Source organism: Dyella sp. 05T440, from assembly GCF_056395965.1.
The window spans coordinates 187,063-206,470 of the sequence record NZ_JBFTKN010000009.1 but is presented as its reverse complement, the minus strand read 5'-3'; the positions used below and the strand labels follow the sequence as shown (position 1 = coordinate 206,470).

12 protein-coding genes are annotated in these 19,408 nt (G+C 64.4%); 4 read left to right on the top strand and 8 right to left on the bottom strand.

What is annotated here, in order from left to right:
- Positions 1–821 precede the first annotated feature (821 nt).
- Genes AC1DE1_RS13650 through AC1DE1_RS13635 form a run of 4 tightly spaced genes read right to left on the bottom strand, consistent with a single transcriptional unit; the run spans position 822 to position 5,779 of the window.
- The gene (locus AC1DE1_RS13650) at positions 822–2,033 is read right to left on the bottom strand and encodes an AGE family epimerase/isomerase (RefSeq protein ID WP_441605354.1); all 1,212 of its coding nucleotides are present in this window, start codon (positions 2,031–2,033) and stop codon (positions 822–824) included.
- Positions 2,030–3,013: a carbohydrate kinase family protein gene (locus tag AC1DE1_RS13645; RefSeq protein WP_477176299.1), complete on the bottom strand. Its 984-nt coding sequence runs from the start codon at positions 3,011–3,013 to the stop codon at positions 2,030–2,032. The genes AC1DE1_RS13650 and AC1DE1_RS13645 overlap by 4 nt, the downstream gene beginning before the upstream one ends.
- 4 nt (positions 3,014–3,017) lie before the next feature.
- Positions 3,018–4,715 (bottom strand): sugar MFS transporter, encoded by a 1,698-nt coding sequence (locus AC1DE1_RS13640; protein WP_477176298.1) that lies wholly within the window; start codon positions 4,713–4,715, stop codon positions 3,018–3,020.
- A 14-nt stretch (positions 4,716–4,729) separates the two neighbouring features.
- On the bottom strand, positions 4,730–5,779 hold the full coding sequence (locus AC1DE1_RS13635; RefSeq protein WP_441605351.1) for a LacI family DNA-binding transcriptional regulator: 1,050 nt from the start codon (positions 5,777–5,779) through the stop codon (positions 4,730–4,732).
- A 157-nt stretch (positions 5,780–5,936) separates the two neighbouring features.
- Between AC1DE1_RS13635 and AC1DE1_RS13630 the strand changes: the two genes are divergently transcribed.
- The 4 genes from AC1DE1_RS13630 (at position 5,937) to AC1DE1_RS13615 (ending at position 12,285) form a co-directional block, all read left to right on the top strand.
- Positions 5,937–8,306, top strand: coding sequence for a GH92 family glycosyl hydrolase (locus AC1DE1_RS13630; RefSeq protein WP_477176297.1), 2,370 nt, complete (start codon positions 5,937–5,939; stop codon positions 8,304–8,306).
- A 120-nt stretch (positions 8,307–8,426) separates the two neighbouring features.
- Entirely contained in the window at positions 8,427–10,223 is a 1,797-nt protein-coding gene (locus AC1DE1_RS13625; protein ID WP_441605356.1) for a sensor histidine kinase, read from the top strand.
- Positions 10,220–10,663 (top strand): response regulator, encoded by a 444-nt coding sequence (locus tag AC1DE1_RS13620; protein ID WP_046972442.1) that lies wholly within the window; start codon positions 10,220–10,222, stop codon positions 10,661–10,663. The genes AC1DE1_RS13625 and AC1DE1_RS13620 overlap by 4 nt, the downstream gene beginning before the upstream one ends.
- Before the next feature lie 38 nt (positions 10,664–10,701).
- Positions 10,702–12,285, top strand: a complete 1,584-nt coding sequence (locus AC1DE1_RS13615) for a two-component system sensor histidine kinase NtrB (protein WP_441605349.1) — start codon at positions 10,702–10,704, stop codon at positions 12,283–12,285.
- A 567-nt stretch (positions 12,286–12,852) separates the two neighbouring features.
- Here AC1DE1_RS13615 and AC1DE1_RS13610 read toward each other — a convergent pair.
- The 4 genes from AC1DE1_RS13610 to AC1DE1_RS13595 form a co-directional block, all read right to left on the bottom strand.
- A complete protein-coding gene (locus tag AC1DE1_RS13610) occupies positions 12,853–14,262 on the bottom strand; it encodes a sigma-54-dependent transcriptional regulator (protein WP_477176296.1) in 1,410 nt (469 codons plus the stop codon).
- Between the two features lie 77 nt (positions 14,263–14,339).
- Positions 14,340–15,407 (bottom strand): alpha/beta hydrolase, encoded by a 1,068-nt coding sequence (locus AC1DE1_RS13605; protein WP_477176295.1) that lies wholly within the window; start codon positions 15,405–15,407, stop codon positions 14,340–14,342.
- Complete coding sequence (locus AC1DE1_RS13600; protein ID WP_477176294.1) at positions 15,404–17,098, bottom strand: trehalase family glycosidase; 1,695 nt, start codon at positions 17,096–17,098, stop codon at positions 15,404–15,406. The genes AC1DE1_RS13605 and AC1DE1_RS13600 overlap by 4 nt, the downstream gene beginning before the upstream one ends.
- Before the next feature lie 49 nt (positions 17,099–17,147).
- On the bottom strand, positions 17,148–19,397 hold the full coding sequence (locus AC1DE1_RS13595) for a glycosyl hydrolase family 95 catalytic domain-containing protein (protein ID WP_477176293.1): 2,250 nt from the start codon (positions 19,395–19,397) through the stop codon (positions 17,148–17,150).
- Between the last annotated feature and the right edge of the window lie 11 nt (positions 19,398–19,408).

Genomic DNA, 19,408 nt, shown 5'->3' with positions numbered 1-19,408 from the left:
AGCGCACCCTGTGCGCGACAGCCACGCCGCGGTGTACCGCTCCGTAGGTTTGTCGCGCACAGGGTGCGCTCCCACAAAGAGCGATCGCAAGATTGAATGGGCACCACAGCGCACGAAACCCTTGTAGGAGCGCACTTGTGCGCGACCGCGGAGCTGCGGTGTACCGCTTCGTAGGCTTGTCGCGCACAAGTGCGCTCCTACAAAAATGCAGCGGCTCCCAATCTTTTATCAGCGCCCCACGACGCGCGCTCCCACAAAGAGCGATCGCAAGATTGAATGGGCGCCACAGCGCGCGAAACCCTTGTAGGAGCGCACTTGTGCGCGACCGCAGCGCTGCGGTGTATCGCTTCGTAGGCTTGTCGCGCACAAGTGCGCTCCTACAAAAATGCAGCGGCCTCTAATCTTTTATCAGCGCCCCACGACGCGCGCTCCCACAAAGAGCAATCGCAAGATTGAATGGGCGCCACAGCGTGCGAAACCCTTGTAGGAGCGCACTTGTGCGCGACCGCGGAGCTGCGGTGTATCGCTTCGTAGGCTTGTCGCGCACAAGTGCGCTCCTACAAAAATGCAGCGGCCTCTAATTTTTTATCAGCGCCCCACGACGCGCGCTCCCACAAAGAGCGATCGCAAGATTGAATGGGCGCCACAGCGCGCGAAACCCTTGTAGGAGCGCACTTGTGCGCGACCGCGGAGCTGCGGTGTATCGCTTCGCAGGCTGGTCGCGCACAAGTGCGCTCCTACAAAAAGGACGGACGGCAGTGCCGCACACTGTCGGGCTCTTGATGTGGCTCGCGCCTATCGGGGGCTCCGTATGATCTTCCCTACGGAACCCCACCCTCACGCACCAGGGCGATCACCTCATAACACGCGCCCATGGTGTGATAGTCGGTCTTACCGGCAGGGCTCTTCTCGTCATCAACCTTGTGATTGTCACGAGTAAGAATGCGAAACCACGCCCCATACCTGTGGTCGACGAAATACTTCCACGCATACGCCCACAGCTTCTCGTACCAAGCATCGTATTCAGCCAGGCCCGTACGTGCATGCAGCAGCGCCGCCGCAGCGAGCGATTCGGCCTGCACCCAGAAATACTTGTCGTCGTCGCAGACTTCGCCGTCAGGCGCAAAGCCGTAGGCCATGCCGCCGTATTCGTTGTCCCACGAGCGTGCGAGTGCAGTGTCGAACAGGTGCTTGGCGGTGGGCACCAGCCAGTCTTTTTCGATGCCGCGTTCAAGCAGCAGCGGCTCCATGATCAGCAGCAGCTTCGCCCATTCGGTTTGATGGCCGGGCTGGAAGCCCCATGGGCGGAACAGATGCTTGGGATTGTCGAGGTGGTATTTCCAGTCGACGTTCCAGTTCACGTCATAGTGTTCCCACACCAGACCATCGGCCTTGGCTGCCTGGCGACGCGTCATGTGGTCGGCCAGCTCCAGCGCGCGTTCCAGATAGCGCGGTTCGTCGCTGGCCTGATAGGCGGCGAGCATCGCCTCGCACATGTGCATGTTGGCGTTCTGGCCGCGGTAATCACTGAAGTGCCAGTGCTCGTCGGCTTCGTCGCGATAGAGGCCGGCGTCGGCATCCCAGTAGCGTTGTTCCAGAAGCTCCCAGGTTTCGTCCATCCACGCTTCGGCCTCGTGCACGCCGGCCTTCTTGGCGGTCGAGTACGCGAGCAGTACGAAGGCCACGCCGTACGCGTGATACGTGGTGTCTTCCGGCTTGCCATCGCGGATGGTCCAGGCGTAGCCGCCCGTGGCGGGGTTGCGGTGCACCTCGCGCAGATAGCGCAGGCCGTGATGCACGGCATCGAGATATTCGGGGTTGCCGAACTCGTTGTACGCCATCGCGTAGTTGAAGACGAAGCGCGTGCTGCTTACCAGGTGACGATGGCTGCGGTCGTAGATCGTGCCGTCGTCCTTGTAGTAGTGGAAAAAACCACCGGCGGGATCGATCGCATGAGGGTGGTAGAACGCCATCGTGGTCGCGATGTGTTCGCGCAGAAACGCCTCGCTGCGGAAATCAGGCGTCGTGGTCATGCGTACGTCTCCATGAAGTTGAGCACTTCGGCTTCATCGGGAATGGCCGAGAACGAACCCTGGCGCGTCACGGTGAGTGCGCCACAGGCCGCTGCGAAGCGCAGGGCTGCATGCAGGCGGGGCAGTTCGGTGATCAGGTGGTCGATGCGGTCGTCGCTGTGTTCGAGCTTGGCCAGCTGATAGAGCAGGCCGCCCACGAAGGCGTCGCCCGCGGCCGTGGTGTCCACGGCAGGCACGGCATATACCGGCAGCTCGCCTTCCACATCCGGATGGAACCAACGCAGGGCCTTCGGGCCATCGGTGATGATGACCAGACGTGTGCGTCCTTCCCACAGCTTTTCCAGCGTGGCTTCCTCGCCGTCGACGGCGAGCCAGGCGAATTCCTCGGCGCTCAGTTTCACCACGTCGGCCAGATGAAGAGCCGGCCACAACAGCGGGCGTGGCTCCACATCCCGCGGCCACAATGCAGGACGCAGGTTGAGATCGAAGCTCACCAGTGCGCCGGCGTCATGCGCGCGGCGCATGCCTTCGCGCGTGGTCTCGGCGAGCGCCGCATCGGTCATGCTGTTGGAGCAGACATGGAAGACGGCGGCGCCCCGGAAACTGTCCGCATGGAAATGCATGGGGCGGAACAGCAGGTCGGCCGACGGCGGGCGATAAAAGCTGAAGCTGCGCTCGCCGTGGGCATCCAGCGACACGAACGCAAGCGCGGTGTTCGCTTCGTCAGTGCGCGCAACGCCATCGGTGTTCACGCCGAACCGTTGAAGACTGGCCAGCAGGAAATCGCCGAACATGTCCTTGCCGAGCATGCCGGCAAACGCCGCATCGCCGCCCAGACGCGCGACGGCGACGGCCACATTGGCGGGCGCGCCGCCAGCGTAAGGCACAAAACTGCGGGGGAAGCCGGCTTCATCGCCGCCTTCGCTGTGGAAATCGATCAGCGCTTCGCCGAAACAGAGGATGGTGCGTGACATCGACAAAGACTCAATGTTGGGGAACAACGGGATCGCGAACCAGCGAACCGCGCAGACCGTAGAACACGATGTAGCCGTAGCAGAGCAGCGGCAGGATGAAAGCGTGCTGGATGCCCATGTGGTCGGCCAGTACGCCCTGCGCCAGCGGCAGCAGCGCGCCGCCGACGATGGCCATGATCAGCAGGCTCGAAGCCTTGCCGGTGAGCGGACCCATGCGTTCGATGCCGAGCGCAAAAATGGTGGGGAACATGATCGAGTTGAACAGGCCGATCGCGATCACGCTGACCATCGCCACGTCGCCATGGGTGAGCATGGTGGTGAGCACCAGCAGGCCCGCGACACCGGCGAACACGGCGAGCAGCTTGCGCGGGTTGATGATCACCAGCAGGGCCGAACCGGCCAGGCGCCCGACCATCGCGCCGCCCCAGTACAGCGACACGTAGTGCGCTGCCTGCAGTTCGCTCATGTGGCCGATCTCCGGCAGCGACAGGTAGTTCACCAGGAAGCTGCCGATGGACACTTCCGCGCCCACGTAGAAGAAGATCGCCAGCACGCCAAAGAACACATGGCTGTGGCGCAGCGCGTCCATCAGCGTGTGATGCGTGGTGTCGGCCGCTTCGGTCGACTCGGTCAGCGGCGGCAGTCGGAACAGCCACACCACCAGCGCCAGTACCAGCAAGGCGCAACCGAGGCCGAGATACGGCTTCTGCACCAGCTCGGCCTGCTTCTGGCGATAGCTGGCCAGTTGCTGTGCGGTCTCCGGCGTCAGATTCGCGCGCACCTTGGCGAACTGGGCATCGCCGCTGGCATCGAGATGCGAAGAAGCGAGCTTGTCCAGCGCCTGAGCAAGATTGGCCGACGGCAACGCGGCAAGCTGTTGCGGCGACAGCGCAGAAAGCGTGGCCAGCAACGGGGCGCCGGCGAGCCGGTCCAGTGCGTGCGGCAGTTGATCCTGCGGAAGTTGCGCAATGCTTGCGGCCACGTCGGTCGCGGGCAGGCGATCGAGCGCCGTCGCGGCGGCATCGTTCAACGCGGCCACCAGACGTTCCGGCGGCGCCTGACGCATCGCCTCAACCGCCTGCGCGGGCGGCGCATCGTTGAGCGTCTGCACCAGCTGCACGGTTTCCGGCGCCTTGCGCACGGCGTCGGGCACGGTGAAGGCAACGGCGGAAAGAATCAGCAGGCCGCCAAACCAGGGGCCCAGCGTGGTGCCCAGCGAATTCATCGCCTGCGCCAGCGTGAGGCGGCTGGAGCTGGTGCGTTCGGGACCGAGCAGCGCCACATACGCATTCGCTGCGACCTGCAGCACCGTGATGCCGGTGGCCAAGACGAACAGCGCCGCGAGGAAGGCCGCATACGAATGCAGCAGCGCCGCCGGCCAAAAGCCGAACGCGCCCACGGCAGCAATGGTCAGGCCCGCCACGATGCCCTTCTTGTAACCAAGCGCGGCGACCAGGCGCCCCGCCGGCAGCGACATCAAAAAGTACGCGCCGAAAAAGGTGAACTGCACCAGCATCGCCTGTGCGTAGTTCAGCTCGAACACGGTCTTGAGATGCGGTATCAGGATGTCGTTGAGGACGGTCAGGAAACCCCACATGAAGAAAATCGTGGTGGTGACCGCCATCGCCATCGGATAGTCGGTGTAGCGCGTCGAACCGGTGGTCGACGACGTGGTCGCCGACTGAATGGGTGGTGCTGCGAAGGCCATGCGGAATCCGTGGGTCAGGAAAGAGGACAGCTGCTTTCGCGCACGACCAGTTCCACCGGCGCGATGATGGTGCCCGAAGGCGCCTGCGGATCGCGCAGGCGAGCGAGTAGCATGTCGGCCGCCTGCCGTCCGCGTGCACGCGGGGCAGTGGACAGCGTGGTGAGCGACGGCATGCTCATCGAGGCTTCGGCGATGTCGTCGAAGCCGGTCACCGCGAAATCGCGGCCCGCCTGTCGACCATGCTGGTGCAGGCCGAGCATCAGGCCCAGCGCCACGGCGTCGTTGTAGCAAACCGCGGCGGTGGGCGCGGAGCCCGGGCCTTCGAACAGAGAACCTGCGGCGCGCGCGGCATCCATGCGCGTGGGCGTGCTTTGCACGCGCCAGTGCGACTCGACCGGTAGACCGGCCGCGTTCATGGCCTGCGTATAGCCCGCATGGCGTTCGCGGGTGGAGCTGGCATGGTCATGGCCGCCAAAAAAGGCGATATGCCGATGGCCCTGCGCGATCAGATGTTCGGTGGCCTGGCGGGCGCCGCGCTCGTTGTCGAGCATCAGGCGATCCCAGTGCGCGTATTCCGGCAGCTCCCCGCCCAGTTCACGGTTGAACAGCACCACTGGGGTGTGGGTGCCCACGGCGGCCAATACCTTGCGCGCTTCGCTGTCTTCGGCGGGCGACAGGATGATGCCGCCTGGTCCGTGTTCGATCAGCGAACCGAGCACGGCATGTTCGCGCTCGGCCGAATCGCCGGAGCTGCCGAGCAGGGTGACGAAACCGGCTGTACCGAGCGCGTCGTCGACGCCCGCAGCAAACTCGGCGAAGAACGGGTTCGCCAGTTCGTTGATGACCAGGGCCACGCTCGACGACGTACGCCGGCGTAGGTTGGCCGCGGCCCGGTTATAGACGTATCCCTGGCGTCGCAGTTCTTCCTCGACCCGTGCCCGGGTAACCTTATTCACGAGGGGACTGCCACGCAGCACCAGGGAAACCGTGGCGCGGGACACACCGCAGCCGGCTGCGATGTCGTTGAGTGTGATCTTTCTACCGACCGGGGTCTGGCTTTCCATCGCAGGCCTGGGTTGATTGGAACGATCCAAAGGTACCTGCCTCCGCGCACGAACGGAACCGATTTCGATGGCGCGACGCAGCATGCAACGATGCCTGCAGAGATGTTAGCGTCAGGCGAAATTAGAACGATTCAAATCCACTCTTTCGGGGAATTCTATGCGTAATTCGCGTTTCCGTGCATGGCTGCCCACTTTGCTGGCTGCAGCGGTGTCGATTTCCCTGGCTGCGCCGGCCTGCGTGCGGGCTGCCGAGGGGCATTCGGTCGATGTGGATCCCCGCATCGGCACCGGCGGCGACGGGCATACTTTTCCTGGCGCCACGGTGCCGTTCGGCATGATCCAGCTGTCGCCGGATTCGGCCATGCCCGACTTCAAGCACGCCTATAAGTGGGCCGCCGGCTACCAGTACGGCGACAGCAGCCTGCTCGGTTTCTCCCACACCCATTTCTCCGGCTCGGGCCATTCGGACCTGGGCGACGTCCTGGTGATGCCGATTGCCGGCGACGTGCGCCTGGAGCAGGGCGACCCGGCCAAGCCGGGCAGCGGCTACCGCTCCCGCTTCAGCCATGACACGGAAGTGGTGCAGGCAGGTTATTACGCGGTGACGCTCAGCGATTACGACGTGCGCGCCGAGCTGACCGCGGGCCGTCGCATCGGCTGGCACCGCTATACCTTCCCGGCTGGCAAGCCGGCGCATCTGTTGCTGGATCTGCGCCCGAGCATCTACGACTACGCCGGCAAGGTGTTGTGGTCCAGCCTGCGCGTGCATGACGACGGCACGGTCACCGGCTGCCGCACCACGCGCGGCTGGGCGCCGGGCCGCGAGCTTTGCTTCGCCATGCGTTTCTCGCAGCCGATGCAGGCGCGCACGCTGTACAACCGCGAGACCGACATCCCCTATAAGGGCTTCAAGGGCCCGGGCTATCAACCGGAAGACCACGATGCGCAAAGCGGCCGCGCCCTCGTTGGCGTGTTCGACTTCGGTGCGCTCAAGCAGCCGCTCGGCGTGAAGGTGGCCATCTCGCCGGTGAGCGAAGCCAACGCCATCGCCAATCTGGATGCCGAAGGCCAGGGCTGGGATTTCGATGCGCGCCGCGCCGAAGCCCGCAGCCAGTGGGACAAGGCACTCGCCTCGATCGACGTGGAAGGCAGCAAGGATCAGCGCGTCGGTTTCTACACCTCGCTCTATCACGCGCTGCTGTCGCCCACGCTCAGCATGGACGTGAATGGCCAGTTCCGCGGCGCGGACAACGCCGTGCACGAGGCCGTCGACAAGAACGGCAAGTTCGAATTCCACTCCACCTGGTCGCTGTGGGATGTCTACCGCGCGCAGCAGCCGCTGATGGCGCTGCTGATGCCCGAGCGCAGCAGCCACTTCATCCGCTCGCTGATCGCCTCGCGCGAAACCAGCCCGTTCGGCATCCTGCCGGTGTGGGCGTACCAGGGCCTGGAGACGTGGTGCATGATCGGCTACCACGCCGTGCCGGTGATCGCCGACGCCTATGTGAAGGGCGTGCGTGGCTTCGATGCCGACGCGGCGTTGAAGGCGATGGTGGCCAGCGCCACCTATGCGCCTTATGGCGATCTGGGCGACTACATGAAGCTCGGCTACGTACCCATCGACAAGGAGCCGGAAGCGGCCTCCAAGACGCTGGAATACGCCTATGACGACTGGTCGCTGGCGCAGATGGCCAAGGCAATGGGTCGCAAGGAAATTGCCGCCACCTTCGACAAGCGCGCCGGCAACTGGCGCAATGCATACGATCCGAAGACCGGCTTCATGCGTGCGCGCAAGACGGACGGCAGCTTCCGCGAGCCGTTCAACCCGGATGCGGCCGGCTACGGCAGCGACTACACCGAAGGCAACGCCTGGCAGTACTCCTGGTATGTGCCGCAGGACGTGGCGGCGCTGATCAAGGCGATGGGCGGCGACCAGAACTTCGTGACCAAGCTCGACAGCGTGTTCGAGGCCAAGGTCGACAAATCGCACTTCGCCAACGTCGAGGACATCACCGGCCTGATCGGCTGGTACGCGCACGGCAACGAGCCCAGCCATCACCTGGCCTATCTCTACGACTACGCTGGCGCGCCGTGGCAGACGCAGAAGCGCCTCAAGCAGATCATGGACAGTCAGTACGCCACCCGCCCGGATGGCCTGGCCGGCAATGACGACCTGGGCCAGATGTCGGCCTGGTACATCTTCACGGCGATCGGGTTCTACCCGGTGACGCCGGCCAGCGACGAGTACGCCATCGGGCGGCCGTTCGTGAGCAGCGCGACCCTGCACCTGTCCAACGGCAAGACCTTCAAGGTCACGGCCCAGCCGCTGGATGACGCCCATCCCTACGTTGGCAGCGTCACCCTCAACGGCAAGCCGCTGGACCGGGTGTTCCTGCGCCACGCTGAAATCGTTGCCGGCGGCGAGCTGCACTTCACCATGCAGGCCGAGCCGAACCGGGCCTGGGGGCAGGCTGTGAGCGCCCGCCCGGCCTCGATGAGCGTGTCTGTGACAGGGGTCCCCAGGTAACTCCGACTAAAGTGTCGTCAAAACGCCACTTTAAGAGGTGGCGTTCTCTGGGGTGATTCTGCAACCATGCCTGACATGTTGCGCTCATCCTGGAAACTGGCGTCGACGCTGCGGCCGGCCATGAAGGACCGCGTCGCCCTGCGCTGGCGCCTGGGCGGCCTGCTGGCAGCCGTGCTGGTGATCGTGGCCTTGCCGTACGTGGTCACCCGCAGCGGCGCCAGCGAGGCCATCCTCGCCAATGAGCGCGTCACCCACTCCAGTGAGGTGAAGTCGCTTACCTATCGCATCGCCTATGTCACCCGCGACAGCGAGGCGGCCATCTACCGCCTGATCCACGGCGATGCGGACGCGACGGTACGCATGCGTGCCGAGCGGGCGGCGCACGAAACGCCCGGCCTGCTGCAGCAGTTGCGCGACATGACGCGCGACAGCCCGGATCAGCAGGCCCTGATCGGCTCGCTCAGTTCCACCGTGAGCGGTCGCCTCGCCTTGAGCGGGCAGGCCATCATGCGGCACGACCATGGCGACGAAGCCGGCGCGTCCGATGCCATGCGCGACTCCGGCACGCTGTTCAAGATGGACGATCTGATCGACGGCATCGTGCGCAACGAGAACACCACGTTGCTCAGCCGACGCGACGCGGCCAGCCGCGAATCGTTCAACAGCGCCCTGGCCTTGACCATCACCGCGATCGCCCAGGTGCTGCTGTTGACCATCGTGGTGATCGTGTCCGAACGCCAGATCAGCCGGCGCCTGCGCGCCGAAGTGCGCGAAGGCCAGGCAGTGCAGCGTTCCCAACTCATCGTGCAGGCCGTGCGCGAACCCATCGCCTTGCTCGACGCCGGCCTCGGCACGCTGCTGGTGAATGCGGCCTTTGGCGAGCTCTACGGCCTGCCGCCCGATTTCCGGCAATCGCTGCCGCTGACCGATATCGGCGACGGTGCCTGGACCGACGGTGCGCTGCTGCAACGTCTCAATGACGTACTGCTGTTGGACCGCGAGTTGTGGGATTACGAGCTTATCCAGCGCACCGTCGATGGCGTCGACCGCCACGTGGTGATCAACGCCCGTCGCCTCGAACAGGACAACGGCGGCGATCCGGTGCTGTTGCTCACCTTGAGTGATGTCACCGCACGCGCCCTGGTCGAGCAGCAGGTGAAAGAACTCAATCGCCAGCTCGAAGGCAAGATCGAACAAGTATCCGATGTGAACCGCGAGCTGGAAGCCTTCAGCTATTCGGTGTCGCATGACTTGCGTGCGCCGCTGCGTCATATCAGCGGTTTCGCCGGCAAGTTGCAGCAGCATCTGGGCGAGGCGGCGGACGAGCGCTCGCGCCATTACATCGAAGTGATCAACGACGCCGCCAAGCGCATGGCGCTGCTGATCGAAGACCTGCTGGTGTTCTCGCGCCTGGGCCGCGGCGCCCTGCGCCTGCAGCCGGTGGATATGCAGTCGCTGGCCGACGAAGCACGCGCACTGGCCGAAACGGATGCGCACGGCCGTCATATCGTGTGGTCGATCGCGCCGTTGCCGATCGTGATCGGCGACGAGAACATGTTGCGCACCGTGTGGCAGAACCTGCTGGGCAATGCGGTGAAGTACACCGGAAAGTGCGAGGTGGCGCGCATCGACGTGGACGTGCAGCGCCACCGCGACGGCAGCTACGAATTCGTGGTCAGCGACAACGGCGCCGGTTTCGACATGCAATACGCGGGTAAACTGTTCGGCGTGTTCCAGCGCCTGCACCGGGCCTCGGAGTTTCCGGGCAACGGTATCGGCCTGGCCAATGTGCGTCGCATCGTCACGCGACACGGCGGACGCGTCTGGGCCGATGCCCAGCCAGGGCAGGGCGCGCGTTTCCACTTCACACTGCCGTCTTCGGACCTCGCAGAAAGCTTCGCGCAGAGGCGCCAATGAACCACGACCTCCGTACCATCCTGCTTGTCGAGGACAGTCTCGCCGACGCTGAAATGGCCTTGGACGCGCTTGCCGGTGCCCATCTGGCCAATCCCGTGGTGCACGTCGAAGACGGCGTGGACTGCCTGGACTACCTTTATTGCCGCGGCGAATGGGCCGGGCGCGAACCGACCGATCCGGCCGTGGTGCTGCTGGACATCAAGATGCCGCGCATGAGCGGGCTGGAAGTGCTCACGCAGTTGCGTGCCGACGATCGATTCCGCCGCGTGCCGGTGGTGATTCTGTCATCGTCGCGGGAGGAAAGTGATCTGGCGCGCAGCTGGGATATTGGCGCGAACGCGTACGTGATCAAGCCGGTGGACGTGGACCAGTTTTTTGAAGCGGTGCGAACCGTGGGGCAGTTCTGGGCAGTGCTCAATCAGGCACCTGACCATATCTGAATGGGACGAATGTTAGGGGCGGTTCCACGACGGGGTGGTTGACAGTGGATAGGCAGCAGTGGGCGTTACCCCGAATCCGTGTACTGCAGATCGAGGATAGCCAGCTCGATGCGGAGCTCGTGTTGTCCGAGCTGGACGCCGATCACATCGAATACGACGTGACCCTGGTGGACGCCGAGCGCGAGTATCTCTCGGCGCTGGAGGATTTCCAGCCGGATATCGTGTTGTCCGACTTGAGCATGCCGGGTTTCTCCGGCCAGCGCGCGCTCGACATCCTGCGCGAACGCGACCAGGACCTGCCCTTCATCTTCGTCTCCGCCACGCTGGGCGAGGAAGCGGCGATTGAGGCGTTGCGCAACGGCGCGACCGATTACATCCTCAAGCAGAATCCTGCGCGGCTGGCCTCGGCCGTACGCCGCGCCATGCGCGAAGCCGAAGCGCAGCGTGCACGTCGACGCGCGGAAACCGAGCTGATCCGCGCCCAGCGCTTCGAGAGTCTGGCCATGCTGGCGGGTGGCCTGAGCCACGACTTGCGCAACCTGCTTCAACCCTTGTTGCTCGCCGGCGACAGCCTGCAGGACTACCAGGACGATCCACGGCTCGCGCGACTGGGGCGGCTGGTGCGCGACTGCGGCAAGCGTGGCCTGGACATGGTGCATTCCATGCTTTCCTTTGCGCGCGGCGCACGTCGCGCGGAACAAGTGCGCGTGGGCGCGCTGCTCGAAGCACTCGGCTTGTTGCTGCAAGGCAGTGTGCCGCGCAATGTGACGCTGGAACTGGATGCTTATGATCCCGATCTCAGCTTCGACGGCAATCACACCGAGCTGCAGCAGTGCCTGCTCAACCTCAGCCTCAACGCGCTGCAAGCGATGCCCGAGGGCGGCAAGCTGCGCATCTGCACATCGGTGGCCAGCTTGCCGGAGCATTTCTTCCAGCCCGGCGAGGAAAGCCGCGAAGGCAACTATGTATGCCTCAGCGTGATCGATACCGGCACCGGCATGGACGAGAACGCATTGCTGCATCTGTTCGAACCGTTCTACACGACCAAGGAAAGCGGTACCGGCCTGGGCCTGGTTTCATGCAAGCGCATCATCACCGCGCATGGTGGCGTGATGCGGGTGGAGAGCGTGCTCGGCGAGGGCACCAGCTTCCATATGCATATTCCGCTGATGCAGCAGCCCGCCGATGTGGTGGGCGAGCAGGAAACCGCCAACCTGCAGGGCGAAGCGGAGCGCGTGCTGGTGGTGGTGGAAGAAGCCGGTCAGCTCTCGCTGCTGGTGGATACGCTCGATTCGTGGGGCTATCAGGCGCATGCCAGCCAGAGTGGTACGGCTGCCTTGCAGTGGCTGGAGGCGCAAGGCGTTCCCGATCTTGTGGTGCTTGATGCCGACATGAATCTCTTTACCGGCGTGCGCACGTTGGCGGCCTTGTTCGACCATGGTTATCGCGGTGCGGTGCTTTTGCTTGCGCGTCCGGATGCGCCGCCGGATATGGATGAGTTGCCGGTGATGGAGCATTTGTATCTGGTGGACAAGCCGGTTTCGACGTTGCGGTTGTTGAAGACGGTCAGGGATGCGTTGGAGGAGAGTACGGGTGGGGATGGGCCGCAAGGGCCAGTGTGAGTTTTTGCTCCCTCTCCCCTTCCGAGGAAAGGGGTGGGGTGAGGGGCCAACCTAGCCTCGTTGTTTGGATGTGCCGCAGTCTTGTTCTTGTTCGTCATCCCGGCGCAGGCCGGAAGCGCTCGTCAACAGTTGAATGGCTGATAATCCAGAGCCTCGGTGTTTTGTTGTCGCGTATTCGCGACCTGGTTCGCCCGCCGCGTCATACGGGGACCCCGGGGGCTGAGCCACATCAAGAGCCGATAAGTGCTCTGCGCTGCCGAGCCGGCAGCTTTTTTTGTAGGAGCGCACTTGTGCGCGACCAGCCAACGGAGCGGCACGTCCCAGTGCTGCGGTCGCGCACAAGTGCGCTCCTACAAGCGGGGGGGACGCAGGTCCGTGGATGGCGGATCAATCTTGCCGGTCGGCTCTTCTGTGGGAGCGCACCCTGTGCGCGACAAGCCTACAGAGCGGTACACCCCAGCGTGGCCGTCGCGCACAGGGTGCGCTCCCACAGATGGCGCGCACGCCACCACAAAAACAAAAAGGCCGCACTGTGTGCGGCCTTTTCTGTGCATCGACCTATCAATCTCAATCGATACCCAACTTCTTCAACTTATACCGCAGCGCCCTAAACGTAATGCCCAGCTTCTTCGCAGCTGCCGTCTTGTTGTAGCGCGACTCCTCCAGCGCCTTGATGATGGCCGTGCGCTCAAGGTTGCTGATGTAGTCATCCAGGCCGCCGCTGGCCGACGGTGCGGCAGCCACGGCAACGGGTGCCGGTTCAACGGCGGGCATGCCGGTGGAAGACGGTGGTGCCGTTTCGTTCTGCGGGCGCGGCGTGCGCTGCGGCAGCATCAGGTCGCTGACGTCGACCTGGTCGCCGTCGCACATGGCCATGGCGCGTTCGAGGATGTTTTCCAGCTCGCGCACATTGCCCGGGAAGTCATAGGCTTCCAGCGCCTGTTGGGCGGCAGGCAGCAAGTGGCCGGGCGTGCCGCCGCTCTTGTTGGCGAGCTGGCGCAGCACGAAGTTGGCGAGCAGCGGCACGTCGCCGCGACGCTCACGCAGCGGCGGCACGCGCAGTTCGATCACGTTGATGCGATAGAACAAGTCCTGGCGGAACTGGCCCTGGTCCACCAGCGCGGCAAGATTCTTGTGGGTGGCCGAGAGGATGCGCACGTCGACCGGCACTTCCTCGCGTGCACCGATCGGGCGCACGGCTTTTTCCTGGATCGCGCGCAACAGCTTCACCTGCATGTGCAGCGGCAGTTCGGCGACTTCGTCGAGAAACAGTGTGCCGCCGTGCGCGGCCTGGAACAGGCCTTCCTTGTCGCCTACCGCACCGGTGAAGCTGCCTTTGCGATGGCCGAAGAACTCGCTTTCCATCAGTTCGGACGGAATGGCGCCGCAGTTGACCGGCACGAACGGCCCGGTGGCGCGCGGGCCCTGCTCGTGGATCAGGCGGGCGACCAGTTCCTTGCCCACGCCCGATTCACCGGCGATGTACACCGGCGCCTGGTTGCGCGCCAGCTTGCCGATGGTGGCGCGCACCTGGTGCATCGCCGGCGACTCGCCGATCAGGCGCTCGTTGCCGTCGGGCTTGGCGGCGGCCTGGCCGCTGCGCTTTTCCTCGGCCAGGCGCAGTGCCGTGCGCACCAGGCGACGCAGCATCTGGATGTCGACCGGCTTGGAGACGAAATCGAAGGCGCCCGCCTTGAGCGCGCTCACGGCCGCATCGACATTGCCGTAGGCGGTGATCATCGCCACCGGCGTGTCCGGATGTTCGGCGGAGATCAGCTCCACCACTTCATGGCCGTTGCCGTCGGGCAGGCGCATGTCGGTGAAGCAGAGGTCGTAATGCCGTTCGGCGAGGGCGCGTCGGGCTTCGGTCACGGTACCTACCGCATCGACCAGCAAATCCATGCGGCCGAGGGTGATGGTGAGAAGCTCGCGGATATCGCGTTCGTCGTCGATGACCAGAACGGTCTGTTGGCTCATGTCGTCACTGTTTGCTGTGGACACGGCTAGGATAACCGTCCCCCTCGCGGGGGGCAAAGACTGATATGCGTGAACGCCTACCCGCGCGTCAAATGTTTGTCGAAGAATTTCACGATGGTCTCGTAGGCGGCCCTCGATTCAGGCATCTCCGGGTCGGAGAAGAAGGAGTGCCACATGCCCTCCCACACCTGCAGGTCGGTGGCCACGCCGGCCTGGCTGAGCAGGGTCTGGCTGCGGATGACGGCGCTCATGGCCGCATCGCGGGTACCGGTAATCAGCAGGGTGGGCGGAAACTGGTGCAGCAACTCCGGCGAAAGTCCGGGAAAAACCAGCGGATCGGTCGCGCTGGCGCCCTTGAAGTAGGGCAGCTCGCCCAGCCGCAGCGGGTGATCCGGCACCGGGGCGCCGTTGAGCAGCGGGCCCACCATCACCGAATCGCCGGCCATATCCACGACCGACCCGCAGAACGTGCCGATGGCGCCGGGCACGGGAAGCTTGTCGGTGATCAGTCGCGCCACGGCCTCGCCGGTGAGCACGCCGCCGGCCGAACAGCCGTAGATCCCGATGCTGCCGGGCTTGTACTGCTTGAGCAGGGCGCGATAAACCGCCTCCACGTCCTCGCTGGCGGCGGGAAAGACGTGCTCGGGCCCCTGCCGGTAGTCCACGCTGATCACCTTGATGCGGCCCAGGCTGGCGATCGGGATGGATTCCACCAGCGCGCCGCTGTGCGCGCCCCACAGAAAGGCGCCACCGTGCAGGTTGATCAGCACGCGCCCCTGGTTCTCGGGTGCAATGCCCTGGGCCGGCTCCACGACATCCGTCAGCACCCCGGCAATGGTTTCGCGATGGGTCTTGACCGGGTAAAGCGCCATCAGGCGATGGGCGCGATCGGTGTTCATGCGGTCGTAGAACGCGCGGCTCTGTTCGATCGGCGCGGTGATCGGCGGCGCCTTGCTGCCGGCGGCGAGCATCTTGGGAAAGAAGGCTCGCGCCTCCGGCGAAGCTTCCGATGAGTAGGGAAGGGTGATGTTGCCTACATGCACGCTACCGTCGGCGCGTACCGTGGGCTTGGCATCCTGCGCGTGAAGCACACCACCCAAAAGCGCCGTGGCGAGCGCAAACCGAACGGCCGCGCCGCGCGTCACGGCGTCTTCTCCGTCTTGGCAGCAGGTGCGGCCTTCTTCGCCTTGCCATCGAGCAACTCATGCAGCTTCAGATACACGCCGTTGGTCCAGCCGAAACCCACCACGTTTTCGCTATAGCCGGCCATCACCTTCACATCGGCATTGCCGAGCACCATGTTGTATTTCTCGCGGATGGTGCCGTCGTCGGCGAGGCCCTGGTCCACGGTGGTGGCGAATTTGCCGGCGAGGCGGCGGGCGTCGTCGTGGAAGCCGTAGTCGTCGAGTCCCTTGATCGCCAGCCAGTTGGTGGGCGCCCAGCCAAACGGTTCGCCCCACTGCACGCCGGCCGGATGGTTATCCATGCTCAGGCCGCCCTTGCGCTCGAACACGCTGAGCTTGCCGCGCAAGGTCGCCGCCTGTTGCGGCGAAGCGATGCCGGCCCATAGCGGGTAATAGGTGGTGACGTAGGGCAGCGGCGAGGGCTTGCCGGCGATGAAGTCGTAGTCGAGATACATGCCGGCCTGCGCGTTCCACAGGTATTTGTCCATCGCTGCCTTGCGTGCGTCGGCGGCCTTGGCCCAGCGATCCGCCTCGCCGGCCTTGCCCAGCTGCAGGGCAAAATCGTGCAGGTCGCGCTCGTAGCGATAAAGCAGGCTATTGAGGCTGGCATCGGCATAGTGATGGGTGGAGCCGCCAAACGGGCCGAAATGCGCGTTGGTGTCGAAACCCGATTCGCGCATCGCGCGGTCGCCGTGGAAATAATCCGCAGTGAGCCGATAACCATCCACCCAGGCGCCTTCACACACTTTCGAAGTGTGCACGTCGCAGCTTGCATCCTTGAGCGTGGCCGCCTCTGCATCGCTCGGATGCTCAGCAGCCTTGATCAGATAGCCGGGATCGTCTTTGGGATGCGCACGCAGCCAGCGGATCACGCCTTTGTAGTACTCGCTGTCCTTCGCTTCGAGCACCGGGCCGCTGCCGAGGTCGTAATAGCGCGCCAAGCCCGTATCGCCGGCGCGATGTTCGGGACGCGTCCAGATCTCGTAATTGCGCACCGCAAGTGGATAAGCCTTGGCCAGCCACTCGCGCCGCGCGTCCGCGTTCGGGAAGGCGGCGGGGTCATCCAGCACCGCGGTCATCATCGCGGTGAGGAAAGGCGGCTGCGAGCGGCTGAGGTAATACGTGCGGTTGGCATTGAGCACGCCGCCGTAGTTCTCCACTTCGAACAGCGCGTTGTCGACCATGTCCCTGGCCAGGTCGAGGCGGTGATCCGCCACCAGTCCGAGCTGGATGAAATAGCTGTCCCAGCCGTACATCTCGTTGAAGAAGCCGCCGGGCACTACATAAGGATGCGGCAGATAGAGCAGGCCCTGCTGCGGCAGCCGGGTCGCATCGATATCGCCCAGCTGCTCCACCTTCTTGGGCAGCGGACGCACGTCGACGCCGCAACGTTTGCCGATGGCTGTCACCGCATCCGGCACGGCTTGCCCTGCAGGCACGTAGAGCACCGGATGCCCGACCACCTTGGTGTCGACCAGCGAGGCGCAGTCTTCCTGCGAGCGCGTCAACGTGGTCCAGGCCTTGTCGATATAGGTGCGCGTTTTCGCCGGATCGGGTGTGGCGGCGGCGAACGCCGTGCTGGCGACGGCGCATGAAAGCGCGAAGGCGATAAGGCGAGGACGAAGAAACGAAGGATGGGCTTGGCGATTCATATCGGCTCCCGGGTCGGTGCGTGATCGTGTGTCTTCATCGCGTTGGCGCTTACAGCGTCTTGCGCGTCAGTCGCGCCTTGCCGTCGGCGCCATGCTCGACGGTGATGTCGTATTGCTTGCCGCGGAAATGCACGCCCTTGAGCTGCATCGATTTCCACGCTGATGGCAAGGTCGGTGCGTAGGCCTGGGTGAGGCCATCGTCATCGATGCGCAAGCCGCTCAGTCCGTAGACGAAGCTCTGCACGAAACCGGCGGAGGTGGCGAGGATGTAGCCCGCGTTGTTCGCCACCGTTTCGGTGCGCACGTTGAACGGCGGCTTGAGGAAGCCCACCAGGTTGCGCTGGATCCAGTCGTTGGCGCCCTGCGCGTCGCCCAGTTCGGCCGAGCCCACGGCCAGCATCACCATCATCATTTCGTTCGGATCGTCGCCGTGTTCCTTCAGCTCGTGCAGCTGGAAGTCGAAATCGTTGCGGCGAATCTGCGGCGTCATCGGCAGGTCGAGGTTGGGATACATCAGCCATGCCAGCGACGAACCCATCCAGGTGATCTTGTCGTGCGGCACCGACGCATCGAAATCGAGATGGCGCTGGTTCTTCTCATCGAACGGAACATACATCTTGTCGGCGATCACGCTCCACTGCGGATCGGCGTTTGCGCCCACCTTCTTCGCCGCCTTCACCGCAATGCGCAGCGCCTTCTGCGCCACCGCATTGGTGAACGAGTCGTTGGGTACGTCGTCGTAGGCTTCGTCGGGCGAGGTGACGTGGTGGATCTCGTAGCGGTCGCTGGCCTTGTCATAGCTGACGCGGCTGGCCCAGAAGGTGGCCACCTGCTCGATCACCGGCCAGCCGACTTGCTTCAGCCACGCCTCGTCGCCGGTGGCGTTGTAGTACTGCCACTGCGCGATGGCGATGTCGGCATTGACGTGGACCTCGCGGAACACGCCGTAGGCAAAATGCGGTGTGTAATCCTTGCCGGTTTCCGGATCGGATTCCCACGGATACATCGTGCCCTTCACGCCGTACTGCCTGGCGCGATCCTGCGCGGGGCCGATGGTGCGGTGACGGAACATCACGATCGGCTTGGCGCGTTCCGGATGCAACAAAAGCAGGGCGGGGAACACCCATGAATCGCTGTCCCAGAACGCATGGCCAGCGTAGCCCGGCGTGAGCGCACACGCGCCCATCGGCCAGCTCGTGCCCACGGTGGTGTTGGACAGCAGATAGTAGAGATCCGAATGCACCGCCTGCTGCACCTTGGCATCGCCCTCAATGCGGATATCCGACTGCCACAGCGTATGCCACGCGGCCTGATGCTTGGCGAGCAAGGCGTCGAAGCCGGTCTTGCGCGCCTGCGTGGCGAGTGCGAGATCGGCCTGCGCATTGCCGCCCCAGCCTTCGCGCGACGCGGCGATATATTTGGTGAAGGTGTAACTCTGGCCCTTGTGCAGCCTGGCCTTGAGGTTCAGCGAGAGCTTGTACGGCCCCTTTTCGAGCTGCACGTCTTCGACGTCCAGCCCCTTGGGCAGCTCAACCGCCACCGCCTGCGCCACGGCGACGCCTTGCTCGGCGCGTCCATCCAGCCACAGCGTAAGCGTCTTGGTGTCGCCACCGTTGGACTGGATGCGCACCACGCCCGGGTACCACACGGCCGCGCGATCCGGCGTCGGCACGGGTTTGTTGTCCAGGTTCTGCCCGCTGGCGATCACCGCGGCGATCATCTCGTCGCCAGTCATCTTGCCGATGGGGAAACGCGGCTGGTGTTCCGACCACAGGCGAATGGGAAAGGTCAGCTGCACGCTGCCGTCGAACTGCGGCGTGAGCGTAAGGCGCGTGGCGGCAAGATGCCCCGCGTCCTGGCTGACGAAGGTGGTGACCTGCACGTCGGTGGACTTGTTGGCGTAGGCGAAGCGGTACTTCGTGCTCAGCGTGGCGCCGTACATGTCCAGCGTCTGCGAGTAGTCGGTGAAGATCTCCTTCGCCACGCGGGTGGAATTGAGCCAGCCGCCACCGGGGTTGTAGTCGATCTCGTTCCAGCCGGGCATGGCCGCGGGACGGGCGATATCGTCCTTCGCATAGTCCATGGTCGCGACCATGTAGCCCATGGTCGGTTCGGTGCCACGCACCGAGGTGAGCGTGGAGTAGTAGCCGTTGGCCAGGTAACTGGGGAAATAGCTGCCAAATTGTTCCGACGTGCCGGTGAGCACAAAGCTGGGATCGGTGGCCGCGCTGACGCGGGCGGCAACAAACAGCAGGCCTATGGCAGCCGCGCGTGGCAGTTGTCGTAGCGGGGACTTCATGGGGCGCGTCT

What these genes read in the sequence shown, in the direction of transcription:
- AC1DE1_RS13630 (WP_477176297.1), top strand. Translation starts at nt 5,937, where the DNA reads ATGCGTAATTCGCGTTTCCGTGCATGGCTGCCCACTTTGCTGGCTGCA.
- AC1DE1_RS13600 (WP_477176294.1), bottom strand. Translation starts at nt 17,098, where the DNA reads ATGAATCGCCAAGCCCATCCTTCGTTTCTTCGTCCTCGCCTTATCGCC.
- AC1DE1_RS13610 (WP_477176296.1), bottom strand. Translation starts at nt 14,262, where the DNA reads ATGAGCCAACAGACCGTTCTGGTCATCGACGACGAACGCGATATCCGC.
- AC1DE1_RS13620 (WP_046972442.1), top strand. Translation starts at nt 10,220, where the DNA reads ATGAACCACGACCTCCGTACCATCCTGCTTGTCGAGGACAGTCTCGCC.
- AC1DE1_RS13625 (WP_441605356.1), top strand. Translation starts at nt 8,427, where the DNA reads ATGAAGGACCGCGTCGCCCTGCGCTGGCGCCTGGGCGGCCTGCTGGCA.
- AC1DE1_RS13635 (WP_441605351.1), bottom strand. Translation starts at nt 5,779, where the DNA reads ATGGAAAGCCAGACCCCGGTCGGTAGAAAGATCACACTCAACGACATC.
- AC1DE1_RS13650 (WP_441605354.1), bottom strand. Translation starts at nt 2,033, where the DNA reads ATGACCACGACGCCTGATTTCCGCAGCGAGGCGTTTCTGCGCGAACAC.
- AC1DE1_RS13595 (WP_477176293.1), bottom strand. Translation starts at nt 19,397, where the DNA reads ATGAAGTCCCCGCTACGACAACTGCCACGCGCGGCTGCCATAGGCCTG.
- AC1DE1_RS13640 (WP_477176298.1), bottom strand. Translation starts at nt 4,715, where the DNA reads ATGGCCTTCGCAGCACCACCCATTCAGTCGGCGACCACGTCGTCGACC.